The organism is Flagellimonas olearia (assembly GCF_009184425.1).
GTDB lineage: Bacteria > Bacteroidota > Bacteroidia > Flavobacteriales > Flavobacteriaceae > Flagellimonas > Flagellimonas olearia.
In genome coordinates this window covers 1,697,364-1,713,346 of record NZ_WELG01000001.1, presented here as the reverse complement: position 1 = coordinate 1,713,346, position 15,983 = coordinate 1,697,364, and the positions used below count along the sequence as shown (strand labels likewise).

Sequence of the window (15,983 nt, the reverse complement as noted above, 5' to 3'; positions counted from 1 at the left end):
TGGAGAGCAACTGATTTCCAGAACTTGTTAGTTTTCAATAAATCGATAGTCAATATCGTGGTACCCGATAAGTTCAGGCCGGGGTTTTTTATAGCGTAGCAGTTGTTTTATTTCGAATAGTTCTTCCTTGTTCACTAGGATGATAAAATGGTTCTTGCCTACGGAAATGGGAATTTTACGCTGTTGGGACCAATGTCTCAATTGTTTTTCCCAATACGATGCATCCAATTGGAAGAGGTATTCCTTAAACGCTTCCAGTTCCCATTCATATAATTCAAAACATAGGTTGTTAAAGATCAATTGGAAGAGTTTACTTCGGTTGCAAAACGTTAGTATACCATTTTTGGATTGATCAAGAATAATTAGGGATTCACACATAATAGATGGTCTTGGACGATAAAGATATTAATTATTTATAATAAGTCTAAATAAAAATAAATTACATCTCTAATGAAGCAAATGTCAAAATAGATAGATATGAATTAAAAAGGTGGTATATTTGCACGCAATTAATTCGTAATTGCAATGGAAGCCCACCTTAACAAAATTGTTGGCGAAGGATTGACCTATGATGACGTCCTACTTGTGCCGGCCTACTCCGAAGTACTTCCCAGGGAAGTCAATATCCAATCCAAGTTTACTAGAAACATTACCATTAATGTTCCCATTGTTTCTGCAGCAATGGACACGGTGACTGAATCACGTATGGCCATCGCCATGGCGCGCGAAGGAGGAATTGGAGTATTGCACAAGAACATGACCATAGAGCAGCAGGCGCTTAAGGTCCGCAAGGTAAAAAGAGCGGAAAGCGGCATGATCATGGATCCGGTGACCCTTCCCCTAAATTCTACGGTTAGGGACGCCAAGGCTAATATGAAGGAGCACAGTATTGGGGGGATTCCCATTGTGGATGGGAACAAAAAATTGATTGGTATTGTGACCAATCGGGACTTGCGTTTTGAGAAAAACGACGACCGCCCCATTGGTGAGGTCATGACTTCGGAAAATTTGGTGACTGTAGGAGAGGGAACTTCATTGCAACAAGCCGAGGTTATCCTTCAAGAGAACAAGATTGAAAAACTACCCGTGGTGAACGACAAAGATGAATTGATCGGTCTTATCACCTTTAGGGACATTACCAAACTTACCCAAAAGCCCATTGCCAATAAAGATCAGTATGGACGTTTGCGGGTAGCCGCTGCCATTGGGGTAACCGCTGATGCGGTGGACAGGGCAGGTGCCTTGGTAAATGCCGGGGTGGATGCCATTATCATCGATACGGCACACGGTCACACCAAAGGTGTGGTCAGTATTTTGAAGGAGGTTAAAAAATCCTACCCAGAGCTTGAAGTGGTTGTGGGTAACATTGCCACGGGTGAAGCCGCCAAATATTTGGTGGAAGCCGGTGCCGATGCCGTAAAGGTGGGTATTGGGCCAGGCTCCATTTGCACGACCCGTGTGGTGGCAGGTGTTGGATTTCCGCAGTTTTCCGCAGTTCTGGAAGTAGCTGCTGCCATTAAGGGCACAGGCGTTCCTGTCATTGCTGATGGAGGCATACGGTATACAGGTGATATTCCCAAAGCCATTGCGGCAGGTGCGGATACCGTGATGTTGGGCTCCTTGTTGGCGGGTACCAAGGAATCCCCAGGGGAAACCATCATTTATGAAGGGCGAAAGTTCAAGTCGTACCGAGGTATGGGCTCTGTAGAGGCCATGAAATCGGGTAGTAAGGACCGATACTTCCAAGATGTGGAGGATGATATCAAGAAATTGGTTCCGGAAGGTATAGTGGGCCGTGTACCTTATAAGGGTGACTTATACGAAAGCATGCACCAATTTATTGGTGGTCTTCGTGCCGGAATGGGCTACTGTGGTGCCAAGGATATTGAAACCTTGAAAGAAACAGGGAAGTTTGTGAAAATTACCTCCAGCGGAATCCATGAAAGCCATCCGCATGATGTGACCATCACCAAGGAAAGTCCAAATTACAGCAGGTAATATAAGTAGTTGGGTTTATTTCCCGGCATACGTTTGCCAATCCTTATCCTTGTAGATATTGTCCCCAAAATAACGGGCAATTTGAAGGAAGGGTTCCACTTTTTGGTATCCGGGTACCGGGGAGAGCATTTTTAAATCCTCATCCAAAAAGACCACTGTGGGATAGCTTAATTTTCCCTGCAATAGGGCGGCAGCAAACTCATGATAGCCCCTTCTTCCAGAAGATACAAACTTAAAGGTCTTCCCTTGGAATTCGATAGGGTCTTTGCCTTCGGCGTCCAATTTTACCATGTAAAAGTTATCCTGCATATACGCAGATACTTCAGGATTTTGGAAGGTGTCCTTATCCATTTTTTTGCACCATCCGCACCAATCGGTGTATACATCGATGAATATTTTTTTGGGCTGGGCATCGGTTTGGGACAATTGCACGGCTTCTTCCCAAGACATCCAATTGATATCCTGTGCTTGGGCTTGAAACCCTACAAAAAGAAGAAACAACAAACTGATTTGGGTAAAAATTGTGCGCATAGTGCTGATGTTTTGAGGTATTGGTCTACCGATCATTACAAAACTAACGAAAATTGTGCCAAAAAAGTATTCATCCCCAAATCTCCAGAACGAAGATGAGCACAGTGACCATCAAGCTTAATGGGGAGTAATATCTCGTGTCCATGAATGCAAAATTGGTGCTTTTCACAGACTTGAAAAAGCCAACATATTTAAAATCCCCAATGGTTCTTGCCAGAAATAGAAAACCAATTCCAAAGGAGATATAGGTCAATCCGTCAAAACTGAAAAACTCCAATACTTTGTTGAGGTAAACGGATGCAAAAAATGCCAGAAACAACCCTACGAGCAACGTCCCTATTTTTCCGGGTCCCATCAACAGTTTGCCGTCTTCATTGGTAGGCAGCACTTGGGTAGGATCCTTGATGCCAAAAAGGACCCAATACAAATGTAGTCCCGAAAGGAAGATGAACACGGTGGCAAGCAGCAGGGCTATGACCTCCATTTATTTTACGGCTTCCTTTTTGGGTGCTTCAAAAAGTTCCTTTACGTCTACTTGGTTTTTTAGGATGTCGTCAAAGGTCTCCCTCTCCCGGATAAGGTGGGCTTTGTCGTTGTACCATAACACCTCGGCAGGTCTAAACCTAGAGTTATAGTTGCTGGCCATGGTAAAGCAATAGGCCCCGGCATTTTTAAAGCAAAGAATGTCACCTTCGGAGATTTCATTGATCCTGCGATTGCTGCCAAAAGTATCCGTTTCACAGATATAGCCGACCACAGAATAGTACCGTTCCCTTCCTTTGGGGTTGGAAATATTGACAATCTCGTGCGTTGAGCCATACAGCATAGGGCGAATCAGGTGGTTGAATCCTGAATCGACACTGGCAAAAACCGTGGATGTAGTCTGTTTTACCACATTCACTTTGGCCAAGAAGTATCCGGCCTCGCTTACCAAGAATTTACCGGGCTCAAAGGCCAATGTAAGCTCCCGGCCATATTCGGCGCAGAATTCATTGAACCTGTCTGTCAATTTTTTGCCCAATTCCTCTACATTGGTCTGGATATCCCCTTTTTTGTAGGGAACCTTAAAACCACTGCCAAAATCTATAAATTCCAAATCTTTGAAGTTCTTGGCCGTTTCAAATAGGATTTCCGAGGCGTAAAGGAATACGTCAATGTCCAAAATATCACTTCCGGTATGCATGTGGATACCATTGATGTTCATATTGGTAAGTTCCACAATTCGGAGCAAATGTGGAATCTGATGTATGCTGATGCCAAATTTGGAATCGATATGTCCTACGGAGATTTTTGAATTCCCTCCCGCCATTACGTGGGGATTGATCCGAATGCAAACGGGGATGTCCGGATGCTTGCTTCCAAACTGCTCCAAAATGGACAGGTTGTCTATATTGATTTGAACCCCAAGTGCTGCAGCCTGCTCAATTTCTTCCAAAGAGACCCCATTGGGTGTAAAGATGATGGATTCAGGGGCAAAACCTGCCAGAAGTCCCAACTTCACCTCTTGAATGGAGACCGTGTCCAGGCCACTTCCCAAATGGTTCATGAACCTTAGGATACTGATGTTGGACAGTGCTTTGGCAGCATAATTCAATCTAAGATTGGATACGCCTTCAAAGGCTTTGGTCAATCTGTGGTATTGCGAAGCTATCTTTTCAGCATCGTAAACGTATAATGGGGCTCCGAACTCACCGGCGAGCTTCAATAAATTTTTGGAATTCATATCATTAGTCTTTCGCGCAAAACTAAGCCTTGTACTTGGGTTCTACAAGAATAAAAACGTCACAAATATATTTATAACAAATTGTTTCAAAAATAACAATCAGTGTGTTTTTGGACTTGCTCTTTTGGGTTTCGCATTGTACATTTAGGCAAACTCCAACAATGAGACTACCGCTATTTCCTTTACAATCTGTTTTTTTTCCTGGTGAAACCGTTCCGCTCCACATTTTTGAAGAGCGGTATAAGCAGTTGATCAAAGATTGTAGAAAGGAAGCGATCACTTTTGGGATTCCTGTTTTTATCAATGACACCCTTTCCTATGGTACCGAAGTACAATTGGCCGAGGTGGTGACCACGTACGACAATGGCGAAATGGATGTGGTCTGTGTGGCCCGGCAAGTTTTTAAGATACGTTCCTTTGAGAACCAAATGGAAGGAAAGCTTTATGCGGGCGGGGACGTTGATTTTTTGGATATGGAGAGCAGTGCCGATGAAAACCTGAGGGCCGAAGTGTTGGCCAAGGTGGAGGAGTTGTACGAGCTTATGGATGTGCCCTTTACCCAAATCTCCCCGAAACAGTTCAGTAGTTATTCCTTGGCCCATAAGATGGGACTCTCTTTTGAACAAGAGTATGAACTGTTGCAGATTTCCAATGAGACTGATCGGTTGCTGTTCATCAAAAACCATTTGGAGTCCACTACAGCCATTTTAAACCAAGTGAACCATACCAAGACCGTTATTGAAATGAACGGTCATTTCAAGAATTTTGATCCATTGGACTTCCAGGACTTTAAAATTTGATGGGATAATCCTATAAAATCCTATCTAATTGTTATAGTTGTGGCCTTGGAGGGCAATTATTCTTTTTTCACCTTCTATTTCTCAGTGGGGTTTTCTATTTTTGTCGGCAAACAAAAGTTAATTCACAGATGAATCTTCACGAATATCAAGGAAAAGAAATTTTAGCCAGTTTTGGAGTAAGGATACAACGCGGAATTGTTGCCCGAAACGCCAATGAAGCGGTAGATGCCGCCAAACAACTTACACAGGAGACAGGTACCGGATGGCACGTGATCAAGGCCCAGGTGCATGCTGGAGGCCGTGGCAAAGGAGGAGGTGTTAAGCTGGCAAAGAACTTGAAAGAAGTTGAGGAATTGGCAGGGAGCATCATCGGGATGAACCTGGTTACGCCCCAAACATCTGCTGAAGGTAAAAAAGTACACCAAGTTTTGGTTGCCGAGGATGTGTATTATCCTGGGGATAGTGAGACCAATGAATTTTATATGTCCGTTTTGTTGAATAGGGCTTCAGGAAGAAACATGGTCATGTACTCCACAGAAGGAGGAATGGATATTGAGGAAGTGGCCGAAAAGACTCCTCACCTGATTTTTACCGAAGAAATAGATCCCGCAACTGGACTTTTGCCTTTTCAGGCAAGACGTATTGCCTTTAATCTAGGGCTTTCCGGAACTGCATTCAAGGAAATGGTAAAATTTGTCACTGCGTTGTACAAGGCGTATGAGCAAAGTGATGCCAGTTTGTTCGAGATCAATCCGGTATTGAAGACCTCGGATGATAAAATCATGGCTGTTGATGCCAAAGTATCCATTGACGACAATGCGTTGTACAGAAGAAAGACCTATGCTGAAATGCGTGACCTTCGCGAGGAAAACCCTATTGAGGTTGAAGCGCGTGAAGTGGGATTGAACTATGTGGATTTGGATGGTAACGTAGGATGTATGGTGAACGGTGCCGGATTGGCCATGGCCACAATGGATTTGATCAAAATGGCCGGTGGTGAGCCTGCCAACTTTTTGGATGTAGGAGGTACAGCTGATGCCAAAAGGGTAGAAGAGGCCTTTAGGATCATTCTTAAGGATCCCAACGTAAAAGCGATATTGATCAACATCTTTGGTGGTATCGTACGTTGTGATCGAGTGGCCCAAGGTGTGGTAGATGCCTATAAGAATATGGGAGACGCCATCAAGGTTCCTATCATTGTTAGGTTGCAGGGTACCAATGCGGAGTTGGCCAAAGAAATTATCGACAACTCTGGACTGGCGGTACATTCTGCCGTACAATTCCAGGAAGCTGCTGATAAAGTAAAAGAAGTTTTGGGATAATCTCCCTTTGTATTCAAGATATGGGGCAACGTTTTAAACGTTGCCCTTTTTATTTTATAAGGTTTTAGCTTAAACCCTTTTTCTGTTCGTCAAAGAATATGGGATTCGGTGTAAAAATCCGTGTTGGACAAGGATTTCCAAAACGGCTTTTAATGTACTAAAATGGGTGTTTTGGAGTTATGTATTAGAGGAACCTGTTAAATAGTGAGCGCCCATGGGTACCTACAAGGAAAAACTTAGTATTCTTTCGGAGATGATTGCCTTTGCAAGGGTGGATCATACTTTGAAGGAATCCGAATACCAATTTTTGCTCAAGGTTGCAACGAACCTTGGTGTCGAAAAAAAAGTCTTTGACCACCTTTTGAGTGAAAAATCCCCTAAAGTCATCCTTAAAACCCAAGCCGAGCGTATAGTTCAGTTCCACAGGTTGTTGCTCTTGATGAACGTTGACCAAGAACAGCATAAAAAGGAAGTGAGCACCCTCTACAACATTGGTCTTCATATGGGACTTCCTCCAGCTGCCATCAGTCAAGTACTCGAAGTGATGCACAACTATCCCGATAAGGTCATTCCGCCAGATGTATTGATCAATATTTTCAAGGCACATTACAATTAATGACATATTGTCATAATCTTATGTTAAGAACATGTCAAATAGACATGTAGTAGCTAGTGGTATACAATTTGCCCTATGCATGGTGATTGAAAGTTTAACCTAAAAAATAAATCGCCATGAGTATAGTAAAAAGAAACAATCTAATTTTTCCATCCCTGTTAAATGATTTTATGGGTCCTGATTGGCTTGGAGGAACCGATAAGTGGAACACTACGGTCCCCGCGGTCAATATCAAGGACAATGAAAAGGAATTTGAATTGGAACTGGCTGTTCCTGGGGTCAAGAAAGATGATTTTACCGTAGAGGTGGACCATGATGTCCTTACCATTTCCAGCGAAATGAAATCTGAAAATGAAGAGGCCAAGGATAATTACACCCGAAAGGAATTTTCCTATTCTTCCTTCAAAAGGGCCTTTACCTTGCCGGAAACTGTGGACGGTTCCAAAATCGATGCAAAATACGAGGACGGCATATTGAAGTTGACCTTGCCCAAAAAACAAGAGGCATTGCCCAAACCCAAACGATTGATTTCAATCGGATAAGAAAAATATGAAGAGCACCAACTATAGGTGTTTCATGATGGTTGGATTAGTTGGTTAGTTAGTTGGCGCGCTCCTGCAGTACTGTTCGGGGCGCGCTTTCTTTTATTCCTGTTCCTGGAGCATCTTTATCTCATCACGTAGTTTGGCGGCTTCCATAAAATTGAGCTCTTTGGCCGCCTTTTCCATGGCCTTTCGCTTGTCCCGTATCAGTTTTTCACGTTGATCTTGGGTCAGGTACGCCAAATCGGGTTCCGCGGCCCGCAATTCTTCTTTTTGAAAATGATAAGTGGAGACTGAGTTTTTGGCCAAGGCATTGTCCAAGTTCTTTTTCAAGGCCTTCGGGGTAATGTTATGCTCCGTATTATAGGCCATTTGTTTTTCCCTACGGTAATTGGTCTCGTCAATGGTTTTTTGCATGCTTTCCGTAATCTTGTCCGCATACATGATTGCCTTCCCGTTGAGGTTTCTGGCGGCACGGCCCACGGTTTGGGTGAGGGAACGATTGCTTCGCAAAAATCCTTCCTTATCCGCATCCAAAATGGCCACAAGGGAGACTTCAGGCAAATCCAATCCCTCCCTGAGCAGGTTTACCCCGATCAGAACATCAAAAAGTCCCTTTCTAAGATCCTGCATGATTTCTACCCGCTCCAAGGTGTCCACATCACTGTGTATATAGCGGCATCGAATGTCTATTCGCGCCAAATATTTGGTCAGTTCCTCGGCCATTCGCTTGGTCAGCGTGGTCACAAGGGTACGCTCATCCAATTCCACACGTTGCTGGATCTCTTCCACCAGATCATCAATTTGATTGGCACTGGGTCGCACCTCAATAATGGGGTCCAAAAGCCCCGTAGGGCGAATGACCTGCTCCACGTAAATACCTTGACTCAGTTCCAGTTCGTAATCTGCTGGAGTGGCACTTACATAGATGACTTGGTTTTGGAGGGTCTCGAACTCCTCAAACTTTAAGGGGCGGTTGTCCATGGCTGCCGGAAGTCGGAATCCGTATTCCACTAGATTTTCCTTTCTGGAGCGGTCCCCACCGTACATGGCGTGGACTTGGGGAATAGTCACATGGCTTTCATCGACCACCATAAGGTAATCGTCCGGAAAATAATCCAATAAACAGAAAGGTCGGGTGCCGGGTTCCCTGCCATCCAGATAGCGGGAATAGTTTTCAATTCCGGAACAATACCCAAGCTCACGGATCATTTCCAAATCAAAATTCGTTCGTTCATCCAAGCGTTTGGCTTCCAAGGGTCGCCCAATCTCCTTGAAATAATCCACTTGCTTTACCAAATCATCCTGTATTTGTCGAATGGCATTTTGGAGTATATCCGGAGAGGTAACGAACATGTTCGCCGGATAAATGTTCAAGGAATCATAGATTTCAATGACCTTATTGTTGAAGGGGTCCAAGGCTTCTATTTCCTCGATTTCATCCCCAAAAAAATGAATGCGGAAGGCATGGTCCGCATAACTGGGAAATACGTCCACCACATCGCCCTTTACCCTGAAATTCCCATTTCTGAAATCAGCCGTGGTACGGGAATAGAGGCTTTGCACCAATTGTTTCAGGAATTTTGTCCTTGGAATCACTTGGTCCCTGTGGATGGAGATGACGTTCTTTTGAAATTCAATGGGGTTACCAATACCGTACAGGCAGGAAACCGAAGCGACCACCAATACATCCCTACGCCCCGAAAGGAGGGAAGAAGTGGCGCTTAACCGGAGTTTTTCAATATCCTCGTTGATGGAAAGGTCTTTTTCTATGTACAATCCACTGGTGGGAATATAAGCCTCGGGCTGGTAGTAATCGTAATAGGATACAAAGTATTCCACGGCATTGTTCGGAAAAAACTGCTTGAATTCTGAATACAGCTGAGCTGCCAGGGTCTTGTTGTGGGCCAATACCAACGTAGGCCGTTGTACGGATTCCACCACGTTGGCCACGGTAAAAGTCTTCCCGGAACCGGTCACACCCAGTAGGGTTTGATGACGTTCATTGCCTTCAATACCCTCTACCAATTGTTTTATCGCCTGCGGCTGGTCACCGGTCGGTTTAAAGTCTGATACTACCTGAAATTTCATAGGATAAAAATACTAAAGGACAGGCCTATAATAAAGCGAATGGGAAATATTATCGCTTTAGGGCAAAGTGTCCCTGGACTTCCCTGTTGGAATCGTCAATGGCTTTGAACCAATATTCCCCGGCGGGTAACGGTCGCCCCCGGAAATTGCCGTCCCAACCACTTGAATTTTGGGAGATTTCCTTTAAAAGAGTGCCATACCGATTAAAAATATAAATGCGTTTTAATATGATTTCATCCCCCTCTGGGGGTTGAATGAATTGCCAGAAATCGTTGACGTTGTCCCCGTTGGGGGTGAAAAATTTAGGAAACCCTTCTACGGTGAGATCTTGGGTAAATGTCTTCTCTGCAATGCCGCACCCATTTTTGTCCCTCACATAAAAGGTATGTGAACCGGGTTCCAATCCACTGAAAATATTACTGTCGGAATAGGGACCATTCCTATTGTCCACGGCATACTCGTAGTTTCCGGCCCCTGAGGTATGCACGGTAACTTGGAGTGAACTTGTATTCTCAACAAAGTCCAAACGGTCAATGGTCGGAGTTTCGGAAGAGACAACATTGAATTCCATGCTTGTAGGACATTCTATCTCATTGCCATTTTGGGAAACCAATGTGTAGGCCTCATACTTGTAGGTTCCTTCTTCTAGAATGGAGGCTTCCCTTTCTTCCGAAATTAAGGTTTCCTGGCCAAATTGATCTATGTGAAACCATCGGAAACCATCTGCGTCATCACTTGAAGAAATGTTTAAAGGAGCTTGGTCTTCGCAAAAGGAAACGGTCTCTGGAAAATTGATTTTTGGGTTGAGGGTTACAAATTCTCCTGAGTCTATATCCAAATAGGGCCCACAACCCAATAGGGTAGTGAAACTTTCCTGAATGCAGCCCACGGCTTCTCCGGCATCATTGAAAGGAGTCACTTTGATAAAAAAAGTGTTGTTGGGCTCAAAGTCAATTACCAGCGTAGAATTGGTATAAAATGTGGCATTGTCCAAGATATCGCTTTGGTTGGGAGATGACCCTATGGTTACCCGATACCCTATGGCATCTGGAACTTCATTCCATTGAAGCAAGGGTGTAAGTGGCACGTTGATCTCGCCGTTGGGAGGATAGATCATGCTGGTACAGTTGGGCAATTCAGAAACGGCACTGGTAGTGAACTGTTGGGAAGAGCAGCCTATGGCTTGCCCAATTCTATTATAGGGTGTTATGGTGACGTATATGGTCTGTTCCGGGGGGAGGTCATCAATAGGGTTGAAGGTCAACGTATTTCCCGCGTCAAAATCGTCCAAAATATCTGTGCCGCCAGCGGTAGTACCCAAACTTATGCGGTACCCAGTGGCTCCAGACACATAGGCCCATGAGATATTAGTGGAGGGGTTTATATTGACGGCCATATCCAAAGAATTGGTCAATTGGGTACAAGTAGGGGCCGAGGTCAATGGTCCGGTTCTAAACTGCCTGCTGGGACAGGTGATGTTGGGTTGGTCGAAAAAGAACAATGTGATGGTTACATAAATGTCCGTATCCTCTGGTAGCCCCAACGGAGGGGTGTAGGATGTTCCCCCAGAAAATTGTGGAGCCAAGAGATCGGAGCCTCCCGGAGTGGTTCCCAAGGAAACAATATAGGCCTGTGCATCCTCATCAGGTTGCCAACTGATGGCCGTATCCACAGGAACATTGGAGGAACCTTCAGCGGGACTGACCAAGTTGGGACAGACCTGTGCCTGAGCAAAGACCATAAAGGAAAAGGTGAAAAAAAAGAGTGCTTTTTTTAACATCCAAGATGATTAAATCATCATAAGATACTACAAATCACGCTTTTTGAGTAGTAGGTAGGACAAATAGATGAATATGGCCGTCCAACAGATAACAATCAAAAACTCGTACCAGTAGGTGTGGTAATCAAACCGAAGGTTTTCCCCGATCTGGTCCCCAATATTCTGTACTGCGGAAAGTCTGGAACCAGGTTCCTTGATCAAATTCATCATGGATTCCAAAGGAAAGAAATCCTTAACCCGTTTGGCGGCGGGCCAACTCATGACCTTCCAACCCAGTAGGCCAAAGACAACCTGCTCCAATATGGTCCAAAGAATCAAGAACCCAAGGGCAAAGGCCGATCGTTTTACCAAAATGCCCAAAAAGAGACAGAAGGAGAAAAAGCCGACCAGCTTTATAAAAAAGGCCAATAAAAACTCCAAATCTGAAAAAATGATGGACAACTCGTTGTAGTCTGAATAAGTCAACCCCAAAATCAAGGACACCACAAACACAAAAACGGTTGAAATCAAGGCGAAGGAAATCACAGTAAGTACCTTGGACATGAGGAATTCCTTTTTGGAAAACCCATCTATCAGATTTTGTTTGATGGTCTTGTTGCTATATTCATTGGCCATCATGGAAACGATGACTATGGCCAAAAACAGTTTAAAAATGGCAGCTACAAAGGTGTTGAAATGCCAGATATAGGGGAAATTAAAAATACCTTGGTCGGCCAAGTGGAATTGCACTGGGCCAATGTCAAACTTGATGGCGGCAATCAGCGCAATGGAAGTCAATAGGATAAAATAGGAGATGATCAGTACTTTACTGGCCCTATTGTTCCAAAGCTTTATGAATTCTATTTGTAGGAGACGTAGCATTCGTTTGGTGGATTAGTTGTTCTTGGTCAGGTTTAAAAATTGTTGCTCCAGGCTTTCCTTGCGTTTTACCAGATGGGAAAGCACTATGCCTTTTTCAAACAATATTTTGTTGAGCGATTCAGCGTCCATTTCTTCCTTCAGATAGGCGGTGAGGGTACCATTGTAACTATCAATTTTCCCAAAACTGGCATACTGTTCCAAAAAGGATTTTAGTTGTTCCATGTCTGCAGCACGAAGTTCAAAAAAACCATAGCTGGCCATCATACCATCCACAAGACCGGAATACAGTTTTTCACCTTTCCGAAGGATAACCACATGGGAACATACCTTTTCCACCTCGTCCAACAAATGGGAGGCGAGAAGAATGGTAGTGCCTTGTCCGGCGATTTTTTTGATGATCTCCCGTATCTGATGGATGCCTTGAGGGTCCAATCCGTTGGTGGGCTCATCCAGAATAAGGATTTCAGGGTCATTGAGCAACGCAGAAGCAATGGCCAAACGCTGTTTCATCCCTAGGGAATAGGTCTTGAATTTACTGTCTTTCCTGTCCCAAAGACCCACCAATTCCAGTTTTTCCTGAATCTTGGTTTCGGGCACCTCCTTGATCTTGCACACCAGCTTAAGATTTTGGATAGCGGTCATGTACGGGTAAAAATTGGGGCGCTCTATAATGGCGCCTACTTTCTTCAAGGCCTCATGGGTAGAGGTGGAGCCATCAAACCAACTAAAATCACCGGAAGTCCGGTTCACCACGTTCAAAATGATGCCCAAGGTGGTGGACTTGCCACTGCCATTGGGTCCCAAAATACCATAGACGTTACCTTTCTCTATGGTAAAAGAAAGGTCTTTGACCGCGGTCAATGGGCCAAATTTTTTGGTGAGGTGATTTACGGTGAGTATAGTCTCCAAGATGGAATCGTTTTTTGATTAGTTTATAGTAACTTGACGAGGTATAGCGTAATTTGTTACAAAATAGGAAAAGAATGTCCGAGGAAAGACTGATGTCCAAGAAAAAGCCTGCCTATCCGGTCCATAAAAAACTGGATAGTTATCTCCATAAATACAATAGAAAGATAGAGATTCCCATTTTTTATGATGATTTGCTCCGTTTTTCGGGTTCCGTGGTGGTCTACGATGCCAACGAGGAAGACACACTTTGGGTAAGGGTGTATTATTCGGATTTTGATCGGCAGGAAATCGATATGAGTTTAAAGCAGGTGTATTCTATTTTGCATTCGGATGGTAGTGATCGAATTCTGGAGTACTTGAATGTTGATGCCATTGATTTTTGCACCTTCGGGAATTCCCAACCTTTCCGCATCAAAGTACGGAACATCCTCAACGACAACTACACCTATTTTTATGTAAAGAAGACTGATGCGTCACGGATATACGGCTTGGAGTTGGAGCATATGCTCTCTCCGTACAATCTTAACTTTTTGGTCTACAAGGGAACACTTATCGAAGAACATATTGCAGGGATTCCGGGGGATGTTTTTATCAAGGACATGTTGCCCAAATGTTCCGAATCCGAAAAGGCCCAATTGGCCAAAGAGTTTGTGAAGTTCAATGAGCGTTGTATGATTCGGTTATTGGGTGATATGCGTTCTTATAACTATGTCATTGTTCCGGTCCATGATTTTGACCATGTGGTCTATAAGATCAGGGCCATTGATTTTGACCAGCAGTGCTTTGAAGGGAAATTAAAGGTATACCGCCCCCAGTTTTTTAAGGAGAATTATAAAATGGTGGAACTGGTACGTACCAAACTGCAGAAAGATTCGGTGGATCAATATAAAATTGAGGAACGCTCCATTGTGGCAAAGCGGATATTAAGTTCGGGAAACCGTATCCGTAGGTTGATTGCTGCCGTTAAGCCGGATACCATATCGTTACCAGAGAACATTGAGCAACTAAAGCTCGAAATCTATGACCTTACCAAGGATATGGATTTCAAGAAAAGCACAACCATGGGAGAGGTGTTGTCCCTTGCGTTGGATTTTGTCAAACGAAATTATGAGGATGTGAGCATGAAACAGATCATCGAGAAGAAATTCTAGCTCTTCTGTTCCTTGTTGAAATACACCAAATAGTAATACATCTGTCGTTCCTCGTCCCAACCCTTTTCCACAAATTTTTGGGCGGATTCCGGGTTGATGAAATCCATTTTTATCTGGATGTTGGTATCCAGATTGATGACATTCTTGATTTTTTTCCGGGCATCGGATACAGCCTTGTTGGCAATATCAAAATTGGAAACGTCCTCAATGCTGTATTTGGGGCCTTTTTCAACCTTGTAGTGTTTAAACTCGGGAATCAATTCCGGGTTTTCCATCACCTCATTTAAAAAAGAGGTTTCCTCAAAGGCATCGTTCTTGGCAAAGTGGTTCACCGCACGGTTCATGAACAGTACTTCCTGTTGTTTGTCCTCGGCGGGCAATACCACGTCCTTGGCGAAGTTTTGACAGAACTTAAGGTAGTTTTTGGTATAAAAGTTTTCATCGGTCAGGGGAACAAGACCCAAAAAGTTCTCCAGCCAATATTTGGCATCGTAACGGTTACTATCAACGGACAAAACTTTGAACCCTTCTTCCTTCTCCATATTGAAAATGATACAGCCCTTGTCCAGTTTATTGATGTTGATGCCCTGTCGGATTAAAATTTCCAGATTCTGTTCCTTTTCCTGGAATTGAAGGAAATCATGCTTCAGCTCACTTTTAAAAATACCAACGGCATCGGTCTTTTTATTGTCGATGACCATGTCCGAAAAATGCACTACATACACTTCCCCGCTTTTGATGTGGGGGTGGTTGGATTGTTCAAACAGGTGTGTGGTGATTTTTTTGGAGGCCTGATGTGCCGTTCCGTGGTCCAGGAACAATTCCGCAACTGATTTGTACACCTCATTGAACTCCAAATCCACGTCATTAAAGAACCTAAAATAGTTTTCTTCCTTCTCCCGAAAAGGCTTAAAGAAGTATTCTTTGAGCAATCCGGCCATTTCATCATTCAATGAAAAGGGCTCCGCGGACAAAAAGGCGGATTCGTTCTTGCTCTTGTTTCCCACTCTGTGGAGGGAGATACTTTCAATTTGGGCGGAATATAGGTTTAGCATTTTTTAAGTTAGGAGTTAGGAGTTAGGAGTTAGGAGTTAGGAGTTAGGGGTTAGGGGTTAGGGGTTAGGGGTTAGGGGTTGTTAGTTCCAGTTTTCGTCAAAATCCATGTCGTCGTAACTGTCCAGAAGATTGTCAAAATCAACGGAAGCATCGGGATCTGATTCGAATTTTTTCTCTGGTGGGGAATCCGGGAGTTCCCCAAAACTGAAGAGGATGTTCGGATAGACCCTTCCGTCTTCCTTGTCCACAATGTCAGCCAATTCCACAAAGAAAGTCCACATACTGAAAAAGTCGTACACATAAATCAACTTTGGGGATTGTTCGGTCATTACATCGTCAAGGACAGTTTCGTTCATCAACCGGACATCGGAACCGTTCTCGCTCATATCGAACAGGGCGATTTCCTCGTCTTGGTTCCATTCCTCATCACAGGTATAAAAAGAGGCCATTTCACCACCTTCAAAACCAAAGGCTTGGGTTATGGCATTGTGAAATTCTTCCAATGTATTGTTATCCTCAATTTCAATGTCCCTGAAGATATCTTCCTCAGCATCAAGAATAATCCTGATTTTATAAATCATCCAAAAATTTTTAGAGTGGGCA

General features: G+C 43.8%; 16 protein-coding genes. 6 read left to right on the top strand and 10 right to left on the bottom strand.

What is annotated here, in order from left to right; genetic code table 11:
• Positions 1-27: 27 nt before the first annotated feature.
• Positions 28-378: a DUF6686 family protein gene (locus tag F8C76_RS07435; RefSeq protein WP_129652973.1), complete on the bottom strand. Its 351-nt coding sequence runs from the start codon at positions 376-378 to the stop codon at positions 28-30.
• A 147-nt stretch (positions 379-525) separates the two neighbouring features.
• Here F8C76_RS07435 and guaB point away from each other — a divergent pair, with 147 nt between their 5' ends.
• A complete protein-coding gene (gene guaB / locus F8C76_RS07430; protein WP_129652972.1) occupies positions 526-1,998 on the top strand; it encodes an IMP dehydrogenase in 1,473 nt (490 codons plus the stop codon).
• Positions 1,999-2,013: 15 nt separating this feature from the next.
• Here the strand turns inward: guaB and F8C76_RS07425 are convergent, their stop codons facing one another.
• The 3 genes from F8C76_RS07425 to lysA form a co-directional block, all read right to left on the bottom strand.
• Positions 2,014-2,529, bottom strand: a complete 516-nt coding sequence (locus F8C76_RS07425; protein WP_152131123.1) for a thioredoxin family protein — start codon at positions 2,527-2,529, stop codon at positions 2,014-2,016.
• Between the two features lie 70 nt (positions 2,530-2,599).
• Positions 2,600-3,013 carry a DUF3995 domain-containing protein gene (locus F8C76_RS07420; protein WP_129652970.1) on the bottom strand — a complete coding sequence of 138 codons (414 nt, stop codon included), beginning with the start codon at positions 3,011-3,013 and terminating at the stop codon, positions 2,600-2,602.
• A complete protein-coding gene (gene lysA / locus F8C76_RS07415; protein WP_152131122.1) occupies positions 3,014-4,252 on the bottom strand; it encodes a diaminopimelate decarboxylase in 1,239 nt (412 codons plus the stop codon). It abuts the gene before it with no gap.
• A 161-nt stretch (positions 4,253-4,413) separates the two neighbouring features.
• On the opposite strand from lysA, the gene F8C76_RS07410 reads away from it, so the two are divergent.
• The 4 genes from F8C76_RS07410 (at position 4,414) to F8C76_RS07395 (ending at position 7,532) form a co-directional block, all read left to right on the top strand.
• Complete coding sequence (locus F8C76_RS07410) at positions 4,414-5,052, top strand: LON peptidase substrate-binding domain-containing protein (protein WP_152131121.1); 639 nt, start codon at positions 4,414-4,416, stop codon at positions 5,050-5,052.
• A 128-nt stretch (positions 5,053-5,180) separates the two neighbouring features.
• A complete protein-coding gene (sucC, locus tag F8C76_RS07405; RefSeq protein ID WP_116218257.1) occupies positions 5,181-6,374 on the top strand; it encodes an ADP-forming succinate--CoA ligase subunit beta in 1,194 nt (397 codons plus the stop codon).
• A gap of 214 nt (positions 6,375-6,588) precedes the next feature.
• On the top strand, positions 6,589-6,990 hold the full coding sequence (locus F8C76_RS07400; protein WP_152131120.1) for a TerB family tellurite resistance protein: 402 nt from the start codon (positions 6,589-6,591) through the stop codon (positions 6,988-6,990).
• Positions 6,991-7,106: 116 nt separating this feature from the next.
• Positions 7,107-7,532, top strand: coding sequence for an Hsp20/alpha crystallin family protein (locus F8C76_RS07395; protein WP_129652966.1), 426 nt, complete (start codon positions 7,107-7,109; stop codon positions 7,530-7,532).
• A gap of 102 nt (positions 7,533-7,634) precedes the next feature.
• Here the strand turns inward: F8C76_RS07395 and uvrB are convergent, their stop codons facing one another.
• Genes uvrB through F8C76_RS07375 form a run of 4 tightly spaced genes read right to left on the bottom strand, consistent with a single transcriptional unit; the run spans position 7,635 to position 13,173 of the window.
• Entirely contained in the window at positions 7,635-9,623 is a 1,989-nt protein-coding gene (gene uvrB / locus F8C76_RS07390) for an excinuclease ABC subunit UvrB (RefSeq protein ID WP_152131119.1), read from the bottom strand.
• A 49-nt stretch (positions 9,624-9,672) separates the two neighbouring features.
• The gene (locus tag F8C76_RS07385) at positions 9,673-11,403 is read right to left on the bottom strand and encodes a T9SS type B sorting domain-containing protein (RefSeq protein WP_152131118.1); all 1,731 of its coding nucleotides are present in this window, start codon (positions 11,401-11,403) and stop codon (positions 9,673-9,675) included.
• Positions 11,404-11,430: 27 nt separating this feature from the next.
• On the bottom strand, positions 11,431-12,264 hold the full coding sequence (locus tag F8C76_RS07380; protein ID WP_152131117.1) for an ABC transporter permease: 834 nt from the start codon (positions 12,262-12,264) through the stop codon (positions 11,431-11,433).
• 12 nt (positions 12,265-12,276) lie between these two features.
• On the bottom strand, positions 12,277-13,173 hold the full coding sequence (locus F8C76_RS07375; protein ID WP_152131116.1) for an ABC transporter ATP-binding protein: 897 nt from the start codon (positions 13,171-13,173) through the stop codon (positions 12,277-12,279).
• Positions 13,174-13,247: 74 nt separating this feature from the next.
• Here F8C76_RS07375 and F8C76_RS07370 point away from each other — a divergent pair, with 74 nt between their 5' ends.
• Complete coding sequence (locus F8C76_RS07370; RefSeq protein ID WP_152131115.1) at positions 13,248-14,324, top strand: hypothetical protein; 1,077 nt, start codon at positions 13,248-13,250, stop codon at positions 14,322-14,324.
• Here F8C76_RS07370 and F8C76_RS07365 read toward each other — a convergent pair.
• Positions 14,321-15,379 (bottom strand): nucleoid-associated protein, encoded by a 1,059-nt coding sequence (locus tag F8C76_RS07365; RefSeq protein WP_152131114.1) that lies wholly within the window; start codon positions 15,377-15,379, stop codon positions 14,321-14,323. The genes F8C76_RS07370 and F8C76_RS07365 overlap by 4 nt on opposite strands.
• Before the next feature lie 81 nt (positions 15,380-15,460).
• A complete protein-coding gene (locus tag F8C76_RS07360; RefSeq protein ID WP_136565839.1) occupies positions 15,461-15,961 on the bottom strand; it encodes an IS1096 element passenger TnpR family protein in 501 nt (166 codons plus the stop codon).
• Positions 15,962-15,983: the final 22 nt, after the last annotated feature.

What these genes read in the sequence shown, in the direction of transcription:
- F8C76_RS07435 (WP_129652973.1), bottom strand. Translation starts at nt 378, where the DNA reads ATGTGTGAATCCCTAATTATTCTTGATCAATCCAAAAATGGTATACTA.
- guaB (WP_129652972.1), top strand. Translation starts at nt 526, where the DNA reads ATGGAAGCCCACCTTAACAAAATTGTTGGCGAAGGATTGACCTATGAT.
- F8C76_RS07425 (WP_152131123.1), bottom strand. Translation starts at nt 2,529, where the DNA reads ATGCGCACAATTTTTACCCAAATCAGTTTGTTGTTTCTTCTTTTTGTA.
- F8C76_RS07420 (WP_129652970.1), bottom strand. Translation starts at nt 3,013, where the DNA reads ATGGAGGTCATAGCCCTGCTGCTTGCCACCGTGTTCATCTTCCTTTCG.
- lysA (WP_152131122.1), bottom strand. Translation starts at nt 4,252, where the DNA reads ATGAATTCCAAAAATTTATTGAAGCTCGCCGGTGAGTTCGGAGCCCCA.
- F8C76_RS07410 (WP_152131121.1), top strand. Translation starts at nt 4,414, where the DNA reads ATGAGACTACCGCTATTTCCTTTACAATCTGTTTTTTTTCCTGGTGAA.
- sucC (WP_116218257.1), top strand. Translation starts at nt 5,181, where the DNA reads ATGAATCTTCACGAATATCAAGGAAAAGAAATTTTAGCCAGTTTTGGA.
- F8C76_RS07400 (WP_152131120.1), top strand. Translation starts at nt 6,589, where the DNA reads ATGGGTACCTACAAGGAAAAACTTAGTATTCTTTCGGAGATGATTGCC.
- F8C76_RS07395 (WP_129652966.1), top strand. Translation starts at nt 7,107, where the DNA reads ATGAGTATAGTAAAAAGAAACAATCTAATTTTTCCATCCCTGTTAAAT.
- uvrB (WP_152131119.1), bottom strand. Translation starts at nt 9,623, where the DNA reads ATGAAATTTCAGGTAGTATCAGACTTTAAACCGACCGGTGACCAGCCG.
- F8C76_RS07385 (WP_152131118.1), bottom strand. Translation starts at nt 11,403, where the DNA reads ATGTTAAAAAAAGCACTCTTTTTTTTCACCTTTTCCTTTATGGTCTTT.
- F8C76_RS07380 (WP_152131117.1), bottom strand. Translation starts at nt 12,264, where the DNA reads ATGCTACGTCTCCTACAAATAGAATTCATAAAGCTTTGGAACAATAGG.
- F8C76_RS07370 (WP_152131115.1), top strand. Translation starts at nt 13,248, where the DNA reads ATGTCCGAGGAAAGACTGATGTCCAAGAAAAAGCCTGCCTATCCGGTC.
- F8C76_RS07365 (WP_152131114.1), bottom strand. Translation starts at nt 15,379, where the DNA reads ATGCTAAACCTATATTCCGCCCAAATTGAAAGTATCTCCCTCCACAGA.
- F8C76_RS07360 (WP_136565839.1), bottom strand. Translation starts at nt 15,961, where the DNA reads ATGATTTATAAAATCAGGATTATTCTTGATGCTGAGGAAGATATCTTC.